13 protein-coding genes and 1 pseudogene are annotated in these 18646 nt (G+C 59.0%); 9 read left to right on the forward strand and 5 right to left on the reverse strand.

Translation table 11 applies throughout. The features are described from left to right. Positions 1 to 60: 60 nt before the first annotated feature. Positions 61 to 1293: a molybdopterin molybdotransferase MoeA gene (moeA, locus tag URZ40_RS12430; RefSeq protein WP_320720619.1), complete on the forward strand. Its 1233-nt coding sequence runs from the start codon at positions 61 to 63 to the stop codon at positions 1291 to 1293. 1 nt (position 1294) lies between these two features. Further along, positions 1295 to 2047: a molybdopterin-synthase adenylyltransferase MoeB gene (gene moeB / locus URZ40_RS12435; RefSeq protein ID WP_316379999.1), complete on the forward strand. Its 753-nt coding sequence runs from the start codon at positions 1295 to 1297 to the stop codon at positions 2045 to 2047. A gap of 89 nt (positions 2048 to 2136) precedes the next feature. On the opposite strand, the gene fsa is transcribed toward moeB, so the two are convergent. Next, on the reverse strand, positions 2137 to 2799 hold the full coding sequence (gene fsa / locus URZ40_RS12440; RefSeq protein ID WP_316379998.1) for a fructose-6-phosphate aldolase: 663 nt from the start codon (positions 2797 to 2799) through the stop codon (positions 2137 to 2139). A gap of 128 nt (positions 2800 to 2927) precedes the next feature. Between fsa and URZ40_RS12445 the strand changes: the two genes are divergently transcribed. From URZ40_RS12445 to URZ40_RS12460, 4 genes are all read left to right on the forward strand, one after another. Further along, positions 2928 to 3827 carry a glycyl-radical enzyme activating protein gene (locus URZ40_RS12445; RefSeq protein WP_166710550.1) on the forward strand — a complete coding sequence of 300 codons (900 nt, stop codon included), beginning with the start codon at positions 2928 to 2930 and terminating at the stop codon, positions 3825 to 3827. Between the two features lie 4 nt (positions 3828 to 3831). Next, positions 3832 to 6264, forward strand: coding sequence for a formate C-acetyltransferase/glycerol dehydratase family glycyl radical enzyme (locus tag URZ40_RS12450; RefSeq protein WP_316379996.1), 2433 nt, complete (start codon positions 3832 to 3834; stop codon positions 6262 to 6264). Positions 6265 to 6429: 165 nt separating this feature from the next. After that, a complete protein-coding gene (locus URZ40_RS12455) occupies positions 6430 to 7245 on the forward strand; it encodes a Cof-type HAD-IIB family hydrolase (protein WP_163330797.1) in 816 nt (271 codons plus the stop codon). A gap of 149 nt (positions 7246 to 7394) precedes the next feature. Beyond that, positions 7395 to 8651 carry a DUF1479 domain-containing protein gene (locus URZ40_RS12460; protein WP_320720620.1) on the forward strand — a complete coding sequence of 419 codons (1257 nt, stop codon included), beginning with the start codon at positions 7395 to 7397 and terminating at the stop codon, positions 8649 to 8651. On the opposite strand, the gene URZ40_RS12465 is transcribed toward URZ40_RS12460, so the two are convergent. Next, a complete protein-coding gene (locus URZ40_RS12465) occupies positions 8648 to 9721 on the reverse strand; it encodes a LacI family DNA-binding transcriptional regulator (protein WP_316379994.1) in 1074 nt (357 codons plus the stop codon). The two genes, URZ40_RS12460 and URZ40_RS12465, sit on opposite strands and share 4 nt — an antisense overlap. A gap of 288 nt (positions 9722 to 10009) precedes the next feature. On the opposite strand from URZ40_RS12465, the pseudogene URZ40_RS12470 reads away from it, so the two are divergent. Further along, positions 10010 to 11310, forward strand: a pseudogene (locus URZ40_RS12470) (MFS transporter). Positions 11311 to 11327: 17 nt separating this feature from the next. Further along, a complete protein-coding gene (locus URZ40_RS12475; RefSeq protein WP_320720621.1) occupies positions 11328 to 13691 on the forward strand; it encodes a glycoside hydrolase family 31 protein in 2364 nt (787 codons plus the stop codon). Between the two features lie 91 nt (positions 13692 to 13782). Here URZ40_RS12475 and URZ40_RS12480 read toward each other — a convergent pair whose 3' ends face one another. Next, complete coding sequence (locus URZ40_RS12480) at positions 13783 to 15378, reverse strand: ABC-F family ATPase (RefSeq protein ID WP_163330792.1); 1596 nt, start codon at positions 15376 to 15378, stop codon at positions 13783 to 13785. A gap of 222 nt (positions 15379 to 15600) precedes the next feature. On the opposite strand from URZ40_RS12480, the gene ldtB reads away from it, so the two are divergent. Next, the gene (ldtB, locus tag URZ40_RS12485) at positions 15601 to 16521 is read left to right on the forward strand and encodes a L,D-transpeptidase (protein WP_008501186.1); all 921 of its coding nucleotides are present in this window, start codon (positions 15601 to 15603) and stop codon (positions 16519 to 16521) included. Positions 16522 to 16563: 42 nt separating this feature from the next. On the opposite strand, the gene URZ40_RS12490 is transcribed toward ldtB, so the two are convergent. Both URZ40_RS12490 and URZ40_RS12495 read right to left on the reverse strand, forming a co-directional pair. Beyond that, positions 16564 to 17280 carry a GntR family transcriptional regulator gene (locus URZ40_RS12490; RefSeq protein WP_116343400.1) on the reverse strand — a complete coding sequence of 239 codons (717 nt, stop codon included), beginning with the start codon at positions 17278 to 17280 and terminating at the stop codon, positions 16564 to 16566. A gap of 15 nt (positions 17281 to 17295) precedes the next feature. Continuing rightward, entirely contained in the window at positions 17296 to 18618 is a 1323-nt protein-coding gene (locus URZ40_RS12495) for a PTS sugar transporter subunit IIC (protein ID WP_116343399.1), read from the reverse strand. Between the last annotated feature and the right edge of the window lie 28 nt (positions 18619 to 18646).

An 18646-nucleotide genomic window follows, 5' to 3' on the forward strand; every position in this document is an offset into this window, starting at 1 on the left:
AGTTAGCCGCACTTTTCTGCCATAATGAGCGCTTTCGTTGTTACTCCGCAGGAGCCCACCATGGATTTTACCGCCGGACTGATGCCGCTTGAGACGGCACTCACGCAGATGCTTGACCGCATTACTCCTCTGCACGATGTCGAAACGCTGCCGCTTGTGCACTGTTTTGGCCGCATTGCCGCGCGCGATATCGTCTCTCCGCTTAACGTACCGGGGTTCGATAACTCCGCGATGGACGGTTACGCGGTACGCATGGCGGATCTCCGGACGGGTAACGCCCTGCCGGTGGCGGGTAAAGCCTTTGCGGGCCAGCCGTTTAGCGGTGAGTGGCCTGCGGGCACCTGCGTACGCATCATGACCGGCGCGCCGGTTCCGGCTGGCTGCGACGCCGTGGTGATGCAGGAAGAGACCGAGCAGACCGACGACGGGGTGCGTTTTACCGCGAGCGTCAAAGCGGGACAGAACATCCGCCGTACCGGCGAGGACATCACCCTTGGCGCAACGGTCTTTGCCGCGGGGCAGAAGCTGACGGTAGGTGAACTGCCTGTGCTGGCGTCGCTCGGTATTGCGGAAATTGATGTTGTCCGGAAAGTGCGCGTTGCCGTTTTCTCTACCGGCGACGAGCTGCAGCTTCCGGGCCAGCCGCTGCAGGACGGTCAGATTTACGATACCAACCGTCTGGCGGTGCACCTGATGCTGGAGCAGCTGGGCTGCGAGGTGATTAACCTCGGGATTATTCCAGACGATCCGGAAAAACTGCGCGCCGCGTTTATCGAGGCGGATAACGCCGCCGATGTGGTCATCAGCTCCGGCGGCGTATCGGTTGGCGAAGCGGATTACACTAAAACCCTTCTTGAAGCGCTGGGCGAAATCGCCTTCTGGAAGCTGGCGATCAAGCCGGGCAAACCGTTCGCCTTTGGCAAGCTTCCGCACAGCTGGTTCTGCGGCCTGCCGGGTAACCCGGTCTCTGCCGCGCTGACCTTCTACCAGTTGGCGATCCCGCTGCTGGCGAAGATTTCCGGCAACAAAGCCAGCCCGCTGCCGGAACGCCTGCGCGTGCGTGCCGCCACGCGTCTGAAAAAATCGCCGGGCCGTCTCGATTTCCAGCGCGGCATTCTGACGCGCAACGCGGACGGTGAGCTTGAAGTGAGCACAACCGGACATCAGGGCTCGCACATTTTTAGCTCCTTCAGTCTGGGCAACTGCTTCATCGTGCTGGAGCGCGAACGCGGCAACGTGGAAGCCGGCGAATGGGTCGAGGTCGAGCGCTTTAACCACCTGCTCGGAGGCTGACATGACGGTGGAGCTGAGCGACCAGGAGATGATGCGCTACAACCGCCAGATCGTGCTGCGCGGGTTTGACTTTGAGGGGCAGGAAGCGCTCAAGGCAGCCAATGTGCTGGTCGTCGGTCTCGGCGGGCTGGGCTGCGCCGCCGCGCAGTACCTTGCCGCAGCGGGCGTTGGCAGGATGACGCTGCTGGATTTCGATACCGTGTCGGTGTCCAACCTGCAGCGCCAGACGCTGCACAGCGACGCGACGGTGGGCCAGCCGAAAGTGGAATCCGCCAGAGCGGCGCTGGCGCGTATCAACCCTAATTGTGAATTCACCCTGATTGACGCAATGCTGGATGACGATGCGCTGTCGGCGCAGATTGCGCAGCACGATCTGGTGCTGGACTGCACCGACAACGTGGCTATTCGTCACCAGCTGAATGCGGGCTGTTTTGCCCATAAAACACCGCTGGTTTCCGGCGCGGCCATCCGTATGGAGGGGCAAATCAGCGTCTTCACGTACGCCGAAGGTGACCCCTGCTATCGCTGCCTGAGCCGCCTGTTCGGTGAGAACGCGCTAACCTGCGTCGAGGCGGGCGTGATGGCGCCGCTCGTTGGCGTTATTGGTTCGCTGCAGGCAATGGAAGCGATCAAAGTGCTGGCTCGCTACGGCACGCCTGCCGCGGGGAAAATCGTGATGTATGACGCGATGACCTGCCAGTTCCGCGAGATGAAGCTGATGCGTAACCCGGGGTGTGAGGTTTGTGGAGGTTAAAGCAAACGGCAACCTTCAGGTTGCCGTTTTAGTGTTTGCTCCCTCTCCCTGTGGGAGAGGTTTGGAGTGAGGGCATCAGGCCGCCCCCGTCAGATCGACGTCCGTCCAAACGCCCTCTGCCAGTCCTGCTCAAATTTCACAATCGCCGCATCCACAGCCGGAGACGTAATAAACTGCTGCGCCACGTCCAGCGGCAGCGTGATGGACTCACACCCTGCCAGCAGGCAGTCCAGCGCCTGACGCGGCGTTTTGAAGCTCGCGGCCAGCACCTTTGACTGCGGGGCGTGCAGCGTCAGCAGCTGTTGCAGCTCAATCACCGTCTGGATCCCATCTCCGCCCTGCGCGTCCACGCGGTTGACGTAAGGGGCCACATACTCCGCCCCCGCCAGCGCGGACAGCATTCCCTGCGCGGCACCGTACACCGCCGTACCCAGCGTCGGGATCCCTTCCGCTTTCAGCATTTTAATGGCAGCCAGCCCTTCCGCGGTCACCGGCACTTTCACCACCAGATCGTTAATGATGGCCCGCAGCTTACGCGCGTCCTCCACCATCCCTTCGGCGGTGGTCGCCATCACCTGGGCGAACAGACGGCCTTTACCACCCAGCGCGTCATGCAGCGCGGGCAGCAGCTCGTCGAGCGGCGTTTTACCTGCCGCCACAATGCTTGGGTTGGTGGTCACGCCCGCCAGCGGGAAGATACGCGCCAGCTTTTTGACTGCCGCAACGTCAGATGTGTCGAGATAAAGTTCCATGATGTCACCCTCAAAATTAGCCTGCACTTACCCTATCACGACAAAACCTGCTCAAGAGTTGACCTGCATCAAGATAACTTTCATTCGAAAGTCATTTAATCTTCATATGCAAGATGAGAGGCGAAATCATGATCTTCAATATTCAGCGTTACTCTACCCACGACGGCCCCGGTATTCGAACCGTGGTGTTCCTGAAAGGCTGCTCGCTGGGCTGTCGCTGGTGCCAGAACCCGGAAAGCCGCTCCCGCAGCCGGGACGTGCTATTTGATTCGCGTCTGTGCCTGGAAGGCTGCGACCTGTGCCAGCAGGCGGCACCGGGCTGCATCGAACGCGCGCTGAACGGGCTGGTCATCCACCGCGAAAAGCTTGATGACGCCACGCTCAACGCCCTTACCGACTGCTGTCCGACGCAGGCGCTGACCGTCTGCGGTGAAGAACAGCAGGTCGAGGAGATCATGGCGACCGTACTGCGCGATAAACCTTTCTACGACCGCAGCGGCGGCGGGATCACCCTCTCCGGCGGCGAACCGTTTATGAACCCGGAGCTGGCGCACGCCCTGTTTAAGGCCAGCCACGAACAGGGTATCCACACCGCTGTCGAAACCTGCCTTCACGTGCCGTGGCACTATATTGAGCCGTCATTACCGTACGTCGATCTGTTCCTCGCCGACCTGAAGCATGTGGATAGCGAAGTGTTTAAACAGTGGACCGACGGCTCGGCCAAACGGATCCTGGATAACCTGAAGCGCCTCGCGGCTGCCGGGAAAAAGATCACCATTCGCGTGCCACTGATCCAGGGCTTCAACGCGGATGAAGCGTCCATTACCGCCATTACCAATTTCGCCGCCGATGAACTTGGCGTCGAGGATATTCATTTTCTGCCGTATCACACGCTGGGCATGAACAAATACAGCCTGCTCGGCCAACCCTACTCTGCCCCTGACAAACCGCTGGATAACCCTGCCCTGCTGGACTTCGCGCAGCAGTACGCCTGCCAGAAAGGGTTAACCGCGACCTTACGAGGATAAACCTATGACCACTCTGAATCTCAACACCCTCAGCGAGCGCATTAAAGCGCATAAAATGGCGCTGGTGCATATCGTTAAGCCGCCGGTCTGCACCGAGCGCGCACAGCATTACACCGAGATGTACCAGCAGCACATGGACAAGCCGATCCCGGTGCGTCGCGCTCTGGCGCTGGCGTATCACCTGGCTGAGCGCACCATCTGGATCAAACACGACGAGCTGATTATTGGTAACCAGGCAAGCGAAGTGCGCGCCGCGCCGATTTTCCCGGAATACACCGTCTCCTGGATTGAGAAAGAGATTGACGATCTGGCGGACCGCCCGGGCGCGGGCTTTGCGGTGAGCGAAGAGAACAAGCGCGTACTGCATGAAATCTGCCCGTGGTGGCGCGGCCAGACGGTGCAGGACCGCTGCTACGGCATGTTCACCGACGAGCAGAAAGGCCTGCTGGAAACCGGCATTATCAAAGCCGAAGGCAACATGACCTCCGGCGACGCGCACCTGGCGGTGAACTTCCCGCTGGTGCTGGAAAAAGGTCTCGACGGCCTGCGCGCCAAAGTGGCCGAGCGCCGCTCGCGCATCAACCTGACGGTGCTGGAAGACCTGCACGGCGACCAGTTCCTGAAGGCGATTGATATCGTGCTGGAAGCCGTCAGCCTGCACATCAAACGCTTCGCCGATCTGGCGCGTGAGATGGCGTCTGCGGAAACCAGCGAAAGCCGCCGCGACGAGCTGCTGGCGATGGCGGAAAACTGCGACGTGATTGCTCACGAGCCGCCAAAAACCTTCTGGCAGGCGCTGCAGCTGTGCTACTTCATTCAGCTGATCCTGCAGATTGAATCTAACGGTCACTCGGTGTCATTTGCCCGAATGGATCAGTATCTCTACCCGTACTACCGCCGCGACGTGGAGCTGGACCAGAGCCTGGACCGCGAGCACGCCATCGAGCTGCTGCACAGCTGCTGGCTGAAGCTGCTGGAAGTGAACAAAATCCGCTCCGGCTCGCACTCGAAAGCTTCCGCCGGTAGCCCGCTGTACCAGAACGTCACCATTGGCGGCCAGAAGCTGGTCAACGGTGAGCCGATGGACGCGGTCAACCCGCTCTCCTACGCGATTCTGGAATCCTGCGGTCGCCTGCGCTCCACACAGCCTAACCTGAGCGTGCGCTACCACGCAGGGATGAGCAACGACTTCCTCGACGCCTGCGTGCAGGTGATCCGCTGCGGCTTCGGGATGCCGGCGTTCAACAACGATGAAATCGTAATCCCGGAATTCATCAAGCTCGGCGTTGAACGCGACGACGCCTACGACTACGCGGCCATCGGCTGCATCGAAACCGCGGTGGGCGGCAAGTGGGGCTACCGCTGCACCGGCATGAGCTTTATCAACTTCGCCCGCGTGATGCTCGCCGCGCTGGAAGGCGGCCGCGACGCCACCAGCGGCAAGGTGTTCCTGCCGCAGGAGAAAGCGCTCTCCGCCGGTAACTTCGACAACTTCGAGGAGGTGATGGCGGCGTGGGATACACAGATCCGCTACTACACCCGCAAATCCATCGAGATTGAGTACGTGGTAGACACCATGCTGGAGGAGAACGTCCACGACATTCTCTGCTCGGCGCTGGTGGACGACTGCATAGAGCGCGCGAAAAGCATCAAGCAGGGCGGCGCGAAGTATGACTGGGTCTCCGGCTTGCAGGTGGGGATCGCCAACCTCGGCAACAGCCTGGCGGCGGTCAAGAAGCTGGTGTTCGAACAGGGCACTATCGGTCAGCAGCAACTGGCGGCCGCCCTGGCGGATGACTTCGACGGGCTGACTCACGAGCAGCTGCGCCAGCGTCTGATCAACGGCGCGCCGAAGTACGGCAACGACGACGACAGCGTGGACATGCTGCTGACGCGCGCCTATCAGACCTACATCGAAGAGCTGAAGCAGTACCACAACCCGCGCCACGGCCGCGGCCCGATTGGCGGTAACTACTACGCGGGAACGTCGTCCATCTCCGCCAACGTGCCGTTTGGCGCGGCAACGATGGCGACCCCGGACGGACGTAAGGCGCACACCCCGTTGGCGGAAGGGGCAAGCCCGGCTTCCGGTACGGACCACCTCGGCCCGACGGCGGTGATCGGCTCGGTCGGTAAACTGCCGACGGAAGCGATTCTTGGCGGCGTACTGCTGAACCAGAAACTGAACCCGTCGACGCTGGAAAACGACAGCGATCGCCAGAAGCTAATGGTGCTGCTGCGCACCTTCTTCGAGGTGCATAAGGGCTGGCATATTCAGTACAACATCGTCTCGCGCGAAACGCTGCTGGAAGCGAAGAAACACCCGGACCAGTATCGTGATCTGGTGGTGCGCGTCGCGGGCTACTCGGCATTCTTCACCGCCCTGTCGCCGGATGCGCAGGACGATATTATTGCGCGTACTGAGCATACGCTGTAAGAAAACGCCCGGTGGCGCTGCGCTTACCGGGCCTACAGAGTCTCCCCGTAGGCCGGGTAAGGCGAAGCCGCCACCCGGCTTTCTGACTTTCATTCGAAATTAAATTTGTGCTCCCCGTCACCTTGTTATTAGAATGTTTCAAAACGAGTGACCCAGGAGCACAGTATGACCGTTAAAGTTATCGTCACCGATATGGACGGAACTTTCCTTGATGATGCCAAGCAGTACGATCGTGACCGCTTCCAGGCACAGTTTGAACAGCTTAAAGCCCGCGACATTGAATTTGTTGTCGCCAGCGGCAACCAGTATTACCAGCTCATATCCTTCTTCCCCGAACTGAAAGACCAGATCTCCTTCGTGGCGGAAAACGGCGCGCTGGTGTTCGACCACGGCGAACAGGTTTTCCACGGCGAACTGACGCGTCATGAGTCGCAGATCGTCATTGGCGAACTACTGAAAGACAAAGGGCTGAACTTCGTGGCCTGCGGTCTGGAGAGCGCCTACGTCAGCGACCAGGCCCCGGACGCCTTCGTGGCGCTGATGTCAAAGCACTACCACCGCTTAAAGCGCATCAGCGATTACCGCGAAATTGACGACGTGCTGTTTAAATTCTCCCTGAACCTGCCGGACAGCGATATCCCAACTCTGGTGGATAAACTGCACGTCTCCCTGGACGGCATTATGAAGCCGGTCACCAGCGGCTTTGGCTTTGTGGATTTAATTATCCCCGGCCTGCACAAGGCCAACGGCATCAGCCGCCTGCTGAAACGCTGGAAAATCTCTCCGCAGGAGTGCGTCGGCATTGGCGACAGCGGCAACGATGCCGAGATGCTGAAGCTGGTGAAATATTCTTTTGCGATGGGCAACGCGGCAGAGAGCATCAAAGAAATCAGCCGCTACAGCACTGACGACAACAACCTTCAGGGCGCGCTGAACGTCATTCAGGCCGTGCTCGACAACCATTCCCCGTTCGACGCCTGATCCTCTCCTCGCCGGAGCCTCGCTCCGGCCTCTCACTCTTTTTCCGTCCTGTGGCTTGCGTCAAGTTTTTAAACTTGCATTAACTTATTTTTAACTTAAAGTATCACTTGTAGATATTTTTACTTTCGAATGAAAGATGCGAGGCGGTTATGACCTTTACCAGTGAAACTTTGCCGGCGGATCACAAAGCGGCAATCCGTCAGTTGAAACGTGAGCTGCGCGCGCAGATCGGCGACGTGCAGGCGGTGTTTAATAAGCTCAGCGATAAAATTGCCACCCGCGTGGCGGAGATCAACGCCCTTAAGAACAAAGGCGAAACCGTCTGGCCGGAGATCCCGTTTGCGGACGTGAAAAACGGCACGATTACCGACGCACAGCGCGAGGCCGTTAAGCGCCGCGGCTGCGCGGTGATTAAAGGTCATTTCCCGCGCGAGCAGGCGCTGGCGTGGGATCGGTCGATGCTCGACTATCTCGATCTGAACAAATTTGACGACGTGTACAAAGGGCCAGGCGATAACTTCTTCGGCACCTTAACGGCCTCCCGCCCGGAGATTTACCCGATTTACTGGTCGCAGGCGCAGATGCAGGCGCGCCAGAGCGAAGAGATGGCGCAGGTGCAGTCGTTCCTGAACCGTTTATGGACTTTCGAGAGCAACGGCAAGCAGTGGTTCGACCCGGACGTGAGCGTGATTTACCCGGACCGTATTCGCCGCCGTCCGCCGGGAACCACCTCGAAAGGGCTGGGCGCGCATACCGACTCCGGCGCGCTGGAGCGCTGGCTGCTTCCGGCTTATCAACAGGTGTTTGCCCGCGTGTTTGACGGCAACGTCGATAAGTACGATCCGTGGAACGCCGCGCACCGTACCGAAGTGGAAGAGTACACCGTCGATAACACCACCAAATGCTCGGTGTTCCGCACCTTCCAGGGCTGGACGGCGCTGTCGGACATGATCCCCGGTCAGGGGCTGCTGCACGTGGTGCCCATCCCGGAAGCGATGGCGTACATTCTGCTGCGTCCGCTGCTGGACGACGTGCCGGAAGACGAGCTGTGCGGCGTGGCGCCGGGGCGCGTGCTGCCGGTTTCCGAGAAGTGGCACCCGCTGCTCATCGAGGCATTAAGCAGCATTCCGGCACTCGAGGCGGGCGATTCCGTATGGTGGCACTGCGATGTGATCCACTCCGTCGCGCCGGTGGAAAATCAGCAGGGCTGGGGCAACGTGATGTACATCCCTGCCGCGCCGATGTGCGAGAAAAACCTCGCCTACGCGAAAAAGGTCAAGGAAGCGCTGGAAACCGGCGCGTCGCCGGGAGACTTCCCGCGCGAGGATTATGAAAAAAGCTGGCAGGACCGCTTTACCGTGAACGATCTCAACATCCACGGCAAGCGCTCGCTGGGCATGGCTTAACTGTCGTAAAGCCCTTCTCGCTCCACGGCGGTGCGTCGTTTCCCCTGACGTATCCGCCGTACCGATTCCCGCACGGTCAGGGTTCCATTAAGCAACAACGTTCCCACCGGCGCGTCCGGGCGCATCAGCCGCTGCTGGAGCATATGCACCGCTTCGGTTCCCAGCTCGTCGCGGGGCACATGCACCGCCGTCAGCGGCACGTCCTGGATTGCCGCCAGATTAAATCCGTCGATGCTCATCACCGACACGTCCTGCGGCACGCGCAGACCGTGGTTTTGTAATGCGCTGATGGTACCCGCCGCCATGAAGTCGCCGCCGACCAGAAACGCCGTCGGCAGGTCTTTTCCCTTCTGCTGGTTAAGCCACTCGCTCACCAGCTGCTCCGTCTCTCTGGCGCTGAAGCTTGGCACCACCAGCAGATCGCGTTTATCGTTGAATTTCAGGTTATGAGACTGCCACGCGTCGCGGATCCCCGCCAGGCGCAGCTCCATGGTGTAGCGGCGCAGGCACAGCACGTTCATCACCTCGCGGTGCCCCATCTCGAACAGGTACTCCGCCGCCCGCTCGCCAATGGTGCGGTGATCCGGGGCGACGGCAGGCAGGCGCATGCGGCGGTCCCGGCAGTTAATCAGCACGCAGGGTTTCCCCACGTCCACCGCCAGGTCGTGAATATGTGGATCGTCGATGCCGAGAAGAATGGCCGCCTGGGTATCCGGCTCGTTCATGCGCGCCAGAAACAGCTGGGCGTCGCTGTCGTTCTCCTCCAGCGCGCAGTAGCGCAGCCGGACCTCGTGCGAGGCAAGCCCTTTGCTCACGCTCTGGATCACGCGGTAATAAAAGATGTCGGACCGCTCGTCAAACGCCCGCTGCGGGGCAAAAACCACCAGGCTGTTAAGCAGCAAACGTCCTGCCGCCATGCCCTCCATCACCCCCAGCTCCCGCGCGCACGCCAGCACCTTTGCGCGCGCCTTTTCGCTGGTATTCGCTTTGCCCGCCAGCACGCGGGAAACCGTGCTGATGGAGAGCTGTGTGCGGGCCGCGATTTCGGTGATTTTTAGCCTTTTGTTCATTTTGTGATCTGGCTCCATTTGCGAAATGAAAAAATTTTCATAGCGTATCCGTCAGGCAAAAACTGACATGAACGCCATCATGCCAGAGTGTTTTCGTTAGTTATGAGAAATTTTGCACAAAATCCACTTTTGCCCTCTCATTTTCTCCCTTAAGGTGAACCTGTCACACAACTTCCATACTAGTTGTATAGCAACTTAAGCAGTTTAAACGGATAGAAATCAAAGGCATAAAAATCTGTGTGACACCTGAACCTCCGTCCCCTTACCGTCCGTCTTGTGGAGAGTAAAATGAGTCAGGACATCAATAACACCGTTGCGACAAGTAAAACCCGTCGCGTCATCAAGAACCTGCGCTGGTACGTACTGGTGCTGTTCTTACTTGGCGTCACCGTTAACTACATCACCCGTAACTCGCTCGGGATCCTCGCCCCGGAACTGAAAGAGAGCCTGGGGATCACCACCGAGCAGTACTCTTGGATCGTCGGCGCGTTCCAGATCGCCTACACCATTTTCCAGCCCCTGTGCGGCTGGCTGATTGACGTTATCGGCCTGAAGATTGGCTTTATGGTCTGCGCCGGGATCTGGGCGCTGATGTGTATCTTCCACGCGGGCGCCGGAAGCTGGCTGCACCTGGCGATTCTGCGCTTCTTTATGGGGGCCTCTGAGGCCGCTGCCACCCCGGCGAACGCCAAAACCATCGGCGAATGGTTCCCGAAATCTGAGCGACCCGTTGCCGCCGGCTGGGCAGGCGTGGGCTTCTCCATCGGCGCGATGCTGGCTCCGCCTATCATCTACTTTGCTCACGCCTCGTTCGGCTGGCAGGGCGCGTTTATGTTTACCGGCGTGCTGGCGCTGCTGTGGGTGATCCTGTGGTGGGCGTTTTACCACAACCCGGAGCTGCACCCGAACCTGAGCAAGGACGAGCTGGCGTTTATCAAGCAGGATAACGAACCGCCCGCGGTGAAACTGCCGTTTCTGACCGCGCTGAAAACCGTCTCGAAAACAAACGTTTCTACGGTATCGCCATTCCGGCCTTTATGGCGGAACCGGCCTGGGCCGTGCTGAGCTTCTGGGTGCCGCTGTACCTTGCCAAAGAGCACGGCATGGACCTGAAGCAGATTGCGATGTTTGCCTGGCTGCCCTTCCTCGCCGCCGACCTCGGCAGCGTGGCGAGCGGCTACCTGACGCGCCTCTACACCCGCTGGTTTGGCTGCTCCCGCGTAAACTCGGTGGTGGCAAGCTCCGTCACCGGCGCGTTCCTGATGATCTCGCTGGCCATCGTCGCCATTACCCGCGACCCGTATATCACCATCGTGCTGATCTCCATCGGCGGCTTCGGGCACCAGATCATCTCCTGCATGCTGAGCGCCCTGGTCGTGGAGTCGTTCGACAAAGGCCAGATGGCGACCGTCAACGGCATGCGCGGCTCGGCGGCGTGGATCGCCAGCTTCCTGTTCTCGCTGTTAATCGGTGTGACCGCCGACAAAATCGGCTTTAACCCGCTCTTTATAGCCATGGGTTTCTTTGACCTGATTGGCGCTGTCTTCCTGGTAGCATTTATTGCTGAACGTCGCGCCAAGCGCGCCTGATAGTGGATGTATTGCATATGAAAACCCTGAAAAACTGGACCGTAGATAAGCAGTCGGCAAACCATCTGGAACTGCTGGTCGATAACCAGCACCGCCTGTGCCTGTATGTGCTGGAAGAGAACCTGTTCCGCGTGCTGATTACGCGTAAAGGCGAGCTGGCGCTGGACCGCACCTGGAGCATCGCGCCGGAAAAAGACGTGCCGTGGGAAGGCCGTCGTCGTGACGATATAAGCGGTTTCTCCTGCCCGGCCTGGACGCTGACGCAGCAGGATGATGCCGTTACGGTGGCAACGGAGCAGCTGCGCGTGACCGTCCACCAGCCGCTATGGATGGAGTGGCACTACCGCAATGAGGCGGGCGAATGGCAGCCGCTGGTTAATGACCGTCCGACCAGCGCCTACCTGCTGAACGCCCACGGCGACGGCGTGGCGCACTACTTCAGCCGTCGCAAGGACGAGCGTTTCTACGGCCTGGGCGAGAAAGCGGGCGATCTGCAGCGCAACGGCAAGCGCTATGAGATGCGCAACCTCGATGCAATGGGGTACAACGCGGCCAGCACCGACCCGCTCTACAAGCACATCCCGTTCACTATCGCCCGCCGCGACGACGTCAGCTACGGCCTGTTCTACGACAACCTGAGCAGCTGCTGGCTGGATCTGGGCAACGAGATCGACAACTACCACACCGCCTACCGCCGCTGGCAGGCGGAAGCGGGCGATATCGATTACTACATTTTTACCGGCAGGCGCGTGCTGGACGTCACCAAAGCCTTCGTGCGCCTGACCGGGAAAACGCTGTTTGGGCCAAAATGGAGCCTGGGCTATAGCGGCTCAACCATGCACTACACCGACGCGCCGGACGCCCAGAACCAGCTGATGAACTTTATCCGCCTGTGCGAAGAGCACGCCATTCCGTGCGACTCGTTCCAGCTCTCCTCCGGATATACCTCCATCAACGGCAAGCGCTACGTCTTCAACTGGAACTATGACAAGGTGCCGCAGCCGAAGGTGATGAGCCAGGCCTTCCACGACGCGGGACTGAAGCTTGCGGCCAACATCAAGCCGTGCCTGCTGCAGGACCATCCGCGCTATAACGAAGTGGCGGAGAGCGGCCTGTTCATTCGTGATTCAGAAACTGATGCACCAGAACGTTCAAGCTTCTGGGATGACGAAGGCTCGCACCTCGACTTTACCAACCCGCAGACGGTGAAGTGGTGGCAGAACGGCGTCACTACCCAACTGCTGGAGATGGGCATCGACTCCACCTGGAACGACAACAACGAATATGAAGTGTGGGACGGGGAAGCGCGCTGCTTTGGCTTCGGCAAGGAGATCGCCATCAAGCACATTCGTCCGGTAATGCCGCTGCTGATGATGCGCGCCTCGCTGGAAGCGCAGCAGCGCTTTGCGCCGGAGAAACGTCCGTATCTCATCTCCCGCTCCGGCTGCGCCGGGATGCAGCGCTACGTTCAGACCTGGAGCGGCGATAACCGCACCAACTGGGACACCCTGCGCTATAACATCCGCATGGGGCTGGGCATGAGCCTGTCCGGGCTGTTCAACGTCGGCCACGACGTGGGTGGTTTCTCCGGGGATAAGCCGGACGCCGAGCTGTTCGTGCGCTGGGTGCAGAACGGCGTGATGCATCCGCGCTTTACCATTCACTCATGGAACGATGACCACACGGTGAACGAGCCGTGGATGTATCCGGGCGTCACGCCTGCTATTCGCGGCGCGATTGAGCTGCGCTACCGCCTGCTGCCGTACCTCTACACCCTGCTCTGGCAGGCGCACGCCGACGACGAGCCGATGCTGCGCCCGACCTTCCTCGACCACGAGCACGATGCGCAGACCTTCGTAGAGTGCGATGACTTCCTGCTGGGCCGCGACCTGCTGGTTGCCAGCGTCGTCGAAGCCGGGCAGCGCGAGCGCCGCGTCTGGCTGCCGGATAATGCCACCGGCTGGTACGATTTTTACACCCACGCGTGGTATGCGGGCGGCCAGTCGATCGTTCTCGACGCGCCGCTGGAAAAACTGCCGCTGCTGGTGCGCGCCGGTGCCGGTCTGCCGCTGAGCGAGCGCATTACCCACGTATCCGCTGAAAAAGACGACACCCGCGAGCTGAAGCTGTTCCCGGTGAAGGGCGTCGGCACCACCTCCGGGCTGCTGTTTGAAGACGACGGCGAAAGCTGGGGCTATCAGAACGGCAATGCGCTATGGGTGGAATGGGAAATGGTGTGCGATGGCGCAACCGTCAACCTGAAGATCAACGCGCGCGGGGATTATCGTCCGGCGTGGAAAGCGCTTAAGGTGTCGTTGCCTGTAGGGGAAAAACGTAAGCTGCTGGTGAACGGGATTGAAGGGGGCGAGTGGGTGGTGTAGTGCGGCCTGATGCCCTCACCCTAACCCTCTCCCACAGGGAGAGGGGATAGAACGTAGGCCGGGTAAGGCGAAGCCGCCACCCGGCTTTTTTTTAGTTCTCGATACCTTTGCTGCGCAGGTAGTCTTCGTAGTTTCCGGTAAAGTCCACCACGCGCTCAGGCGTAATTTCGATCACGCGGGTCGCCAGCGAGCTGACGAACTCACGGTCGTGAGAGACGAAGATCAGGGTGCCCTGATACATCTCCAGCGCCATGTTCAGCGATTCGATAGATTCCATATCCAGGTGGTTAGTCGGTTCGTCCATCACCAGGATATTCGGTTTTTCCATCATCAGCTTGCCGAACAGCATGCGGCCTTTCTCGCCACCGGAGAGCACTTTGGCCGGCTTTTTGATATCGTCCTGGCTGAACAGCAGACGACCCAGAATGCTGCGCACCGCCTGCTCGTCGTCGCCTTCCTGCTTCCACTGGCTCATCCAGTCGAAGACGGTGAGGTCGTTTTCGAACTCGTACTCATGGTCCTGCGCGTAGTAGCCAATCTGCGCGTTCTCGGACCATTTCACGGTGCCGTTGTCCGGCTGCAGTTCGCCGACCAGGGTTTTCAGCAGTGTGGATTTACCCACGCCGTTGGCGCCGAGGATGGCAATCTTCTCGCCCACTTCCAGCAGCAGGTTGAAGTTTTTAAACAGCGGGCCTTCATCAAAGCCTTTGGTAAGGGCTTCCACTTCCAGCGCGTTACGGAACAGCTTCTTGTCCTGCTCGAAGCGGATGAACGGGTTCTGACGGCTTGAGGCTTTAACTTCTTCCAGCTTGATTTTGTCGATCTGACGCGCACGTGAGGTCGCCTGACGCGACTTAGAGGCGTTGGCACTGAAGCGGCTAACGAAGGACTGCAGGTCCGCAATCTGCGCTTTCTTCTTGGCGTTGTCCGCCAGCAGACGCTCACGCGCCTGGGTGGCCGCCGTCATGTATTCGTCGTAGTTGCCCGGGTAAACGCGCAGCTCACCGTAGTCCAGATCCGCCATGTGCGTACAGACCATATTCAGGAAGTGACGGTCGTGCGAGATGATGATCATAGTGCTGTCGCGATCGTTCAGCGTCTGCTCCAGCCAGCGGATGGTGTCGATGTCCAGGTTGTTCGTCGGTTCGTCGAGCAGCAGGATGTCCGGGTTAGAGAACAGCGCCTGTGCCAGCAGCACGCGCAGCTTCCAGCCTGGGGCGACTTCGCTCATCGGACCGTAATGCTGTTCAACCGGAATGCCTACGCCCAGCAGCAGCTCGCCCGCACGCGCTTCCGCAGAATAACCGTCCATTTCGCCGTACTGCGTTTCCAGATCGGCCACTTTATAGCCGTCTTCTTCGCTCATTTCGGCCAGCGCGTAGATGCGATCGCGCTCCTGCTTCACTTCCCACAGCTCCGCGTGCCCCATGATCACGGTGTCCAGCACGGTGAACTCTTCAAAGGCAAACTGATCCTGACGCAGCTTACCAATGCGCTCGTTAGGGTCGAGCGACACGTTGCCGAGCGTTGGCTCCAGATCGCCGCCGAGGATCTTCATGAAGGTGGATTTTCCGCTACCGTTGGCGCCAATCAGGCCGTAACGGTTGCCGCCGCCAAATTTGACGGAAATGTTTTCGAACAGCGGCTTACTGCCAAACTGCATAGTGACGTTGCTGGTAACTAACACGGGGAGATTCCTGCGAAAAGTGTGATAAACACGGCATTATGCCACAATTCCGAATTGAGATCCCGTGTTGCGGCAATCCACTAAACTTTAACAAAATCGAAAAAAATGTGATTTCGTACACATCTGAATTCCCTGTTAGCGGGAATGCACATATAATGCGCTCCCATCACAGATTCAGACTTATCAACTCATCGCCAGAATGGCTTAGATACCTCGCACAACATGAACATGAAATTAACAACGCTTTTTGCGGCGGCGTTAGCCGTAGTAGGTTTTTGTAAGACCGCGTCTGCGGTGACGTATCCCCTGCCGACCGACGGAAGCCGTCTGGTGGGTCAAAATCAGGTAGTGACGGTACCTGAGGGTAACTCTCAGCCGCTGGAGTATTTCGCCGCACAGTACCAGTTGGGCCTGTCTAACATGCTGGAAGCGAACCCGGGCGTTGACCCGTATCTGCCAAAAGCGGGTACCGTGCTGAATATTCCTCAGCAGCTGATCCTGCCGGATACCGTTCATGAAGGTATCGTAATCAACAGCGCCGAAATGCGTCTGTATTACTACCCGAAAGGCACCAACACCGTTATCGTGCTGCCAATCGGTATCGGCCAGCTGGGCAAAGACACCCCGCTGAACTGGACCACCAAAGTCGAGCGTAAGAAAGCGGGCCCAACCTGGACCCCAACCGCCAAAATGCACGCGGAATACATCGCTGCGGGCGAACCGCTGCCCGCCGTTGTGCCAGCCGGCCCGGATAACCCAATGGGTCTGTACGCGCTGTACATTGGCCGCCTGTACGCTATCCACGGCACCAACGCCAACTTCGGTATCGGCCTGCGCGTAAGCCACGGCTGCGTGCGCCTGCGTAACGACGACATTAAGTTCCTGTTTGAAAACGTGCCGGTCGGCACGCGCGTGCAGTTCATCAACGAACCGGTGAAAGCGACCTCTGAGCCAGACGGCAGCCGCTACATTGAAGTGCACAACCCGCTGTCCACCAGCGAAGACCAGATCAATAACAACGAGATCGTACCGATTACGCTGAACAGCGCGGTGCAGTCCGTGACCTCTCAGCCTGACGTGGAAACCACCATCGTCGACCAGGCGATTCAAAACCGCTCCGGTATGCCGGTTCGTTTGAATTAACAGAGAAAAATTAAAAAAGCGGGCTTCGATGCCCGCTTTTTTTTACCCGTTATTCACGATCACGATCCCGCCGTGGTCGTAGCGATAGTGGCAGTGGGCATACTCCAGCGCTGTGCCGTCCTCCAGATAAATCACCTGCTCCACTTCCAGCACCGGATCGGTCTGCTCGCAGACCAGATGCTCTCTGTCCAGCGCGTTTGGCTTTAGCGCCCTCACCACCCGGTACGATCCCATAATTTTCAGCCCCAGCGTCTCCTGAACGTACTGGAACACCGAACCTTCAAGATGGCTTTTCGTCAGGCCGGGCACCAGATTCATCGGCATTACCGTGGAATCCAGCGACATGGGTTCACCGTTTAGTAAGCGCAGGCGGATAAAATCGTAGACAGGCGCATCGGCGTTAATCATCAGCGACGCCTGCTCTTTCTCGTTCGGGAAGCGCAGTTCAAAATGCACCACCCGGCTGGTGACCGTGCCCAGATGCTCCCAGGTTTTGGTGGCGCCGAAGTAGTCGCTGCCGGAGAGATCCCACTGCGAGAGTTGAAGGAAATTTTTGCGGATAAACGTTCCCTGTCCCTGGCGGGTATAGACCAGACCTTCGACGATCAGCTGGCGCATCGCCTGCTGAATGGTCATCCGGCTGGTGCTGAACTCCGCCGCCAGCGCAAACTGGTCCGGCAGCGGTTCATTGGCGGCGTACTGCTGGCTGATGATGCGTTTTTTAATTTCCCGCGCTATGGTGATGTACTTCGCCGCCATCGTCCTTCCTTTCAGTTAGTTTTCTATCCCGCTGTTTTTCATCGCCACTCTCTCGGCAATCTTGAGGAAAGGCAGGTAGAAGAATACACCAAATACGATGATTGCCAACTGCACCACCACCGCGCGCCAGTCCCCCGCCGTCGCCAGCCAGGCGCTGAGAATTGGCGGAGTGGTCCACGGGATCATCACCACGCAGCGCGACATTAATCCCAGCGTGGTACAGAGCCAGGCGAAGTAAATGCCGATGGCGGGCAGCAGCACAAACGGGATCATCAGCGGCAGGTTAAACACGATCGGCAGGCCGAAAATGACCGGCTCGTTGATGTTGAACAGACCCGGCGCCAGCGACAGACGCGCCACCTGCTTCGCCGACTTTTGTCGGGAGAAGATAAAGATGGCGATCAGTAGCGAGATGGTGCTGCCCGTGCCGCCCACCATGCCAAACGTCGGCACGAAAATGTTGTTGATGATATGCGGGATGGGTTGACCGTTGGCGAAGGCCAGCATGTTCTCGTTGGTGTTGATCAGCAGGAACGGCTCCAGCACCACGCTGTTAACGACTGACTGATGAATACCGAGGGTGAACAGAAAGTTACCGAAGCTGTAGATGAAAATCGTCCCCGGCAGGCTGGTGTTGATCAGCCGCAGCGGCTGCTGGATAAAGGTCGTAATGAGATGGATCAGGTCCGTGTGCAGAACGTTTGCCAACAGCGCCGCCAGCACGGCGAACACCGACAATGTAAGAATGGTTGGGATCAGCGCGGTAAAGGATTTGCTCACCGCCGGCGGCACGTTCTCACCCAGCGAAATGTGCAGCGCCTTCAGGCGCGAAATAGCGATAAACAGTTCCGTTGAGAGCAGCCCAATCAGCACCCCGGCGAAAATCCCGGTTGAGCCAATATTGGCGAACGTCAGCACCTGAGTGACGTTCACCACGGCGTCGCTACCGACGGGCGTAAGCTGCAGGCGCATCGGCATCATGATGATGAAGCTGCTGACGGCGATAACCACTGCCGAGACCGGATTGTCGAAATCTTTGTTGCGCGCCAGCGACCAGGCAATCATCGGGGCCAGCAGCAGCGCGGCGATGTTCAGCGTGCCGTTGATAATCGCCTCGCCCCACACCTTAAACTGCACGAGCGTCTCGCCGTGAAAAATCCACGGAAACACCACGTTGTTCACCAGCACCGCCAGACCGGCGAGGATGAAAATCGGCATCACCGTGGCGAAGGCATCGCGCAGGGAGCGCAGGTGCACCTGGTTTGCCAGGCGCGCCGAGAACTCAACAAATTTATCGACAAAGGACTGCATATGCGGTGTTATTTTTGCTTCAGACATAGCGGATAGTTCCCATCAATCAGTCACA

It is taken from the genome of Enterobacter sp. 296B2 (assembly GCF_034106185.1).
In the GTDB taxonomy this organism is placed as follows: domain Bacteria; phylum Pseudomonadota; class Gammaproteobacteria; order Enterobacterales; family Enterobacteriaceae; genus Enterobacter; species Enterobacter cloacae_N.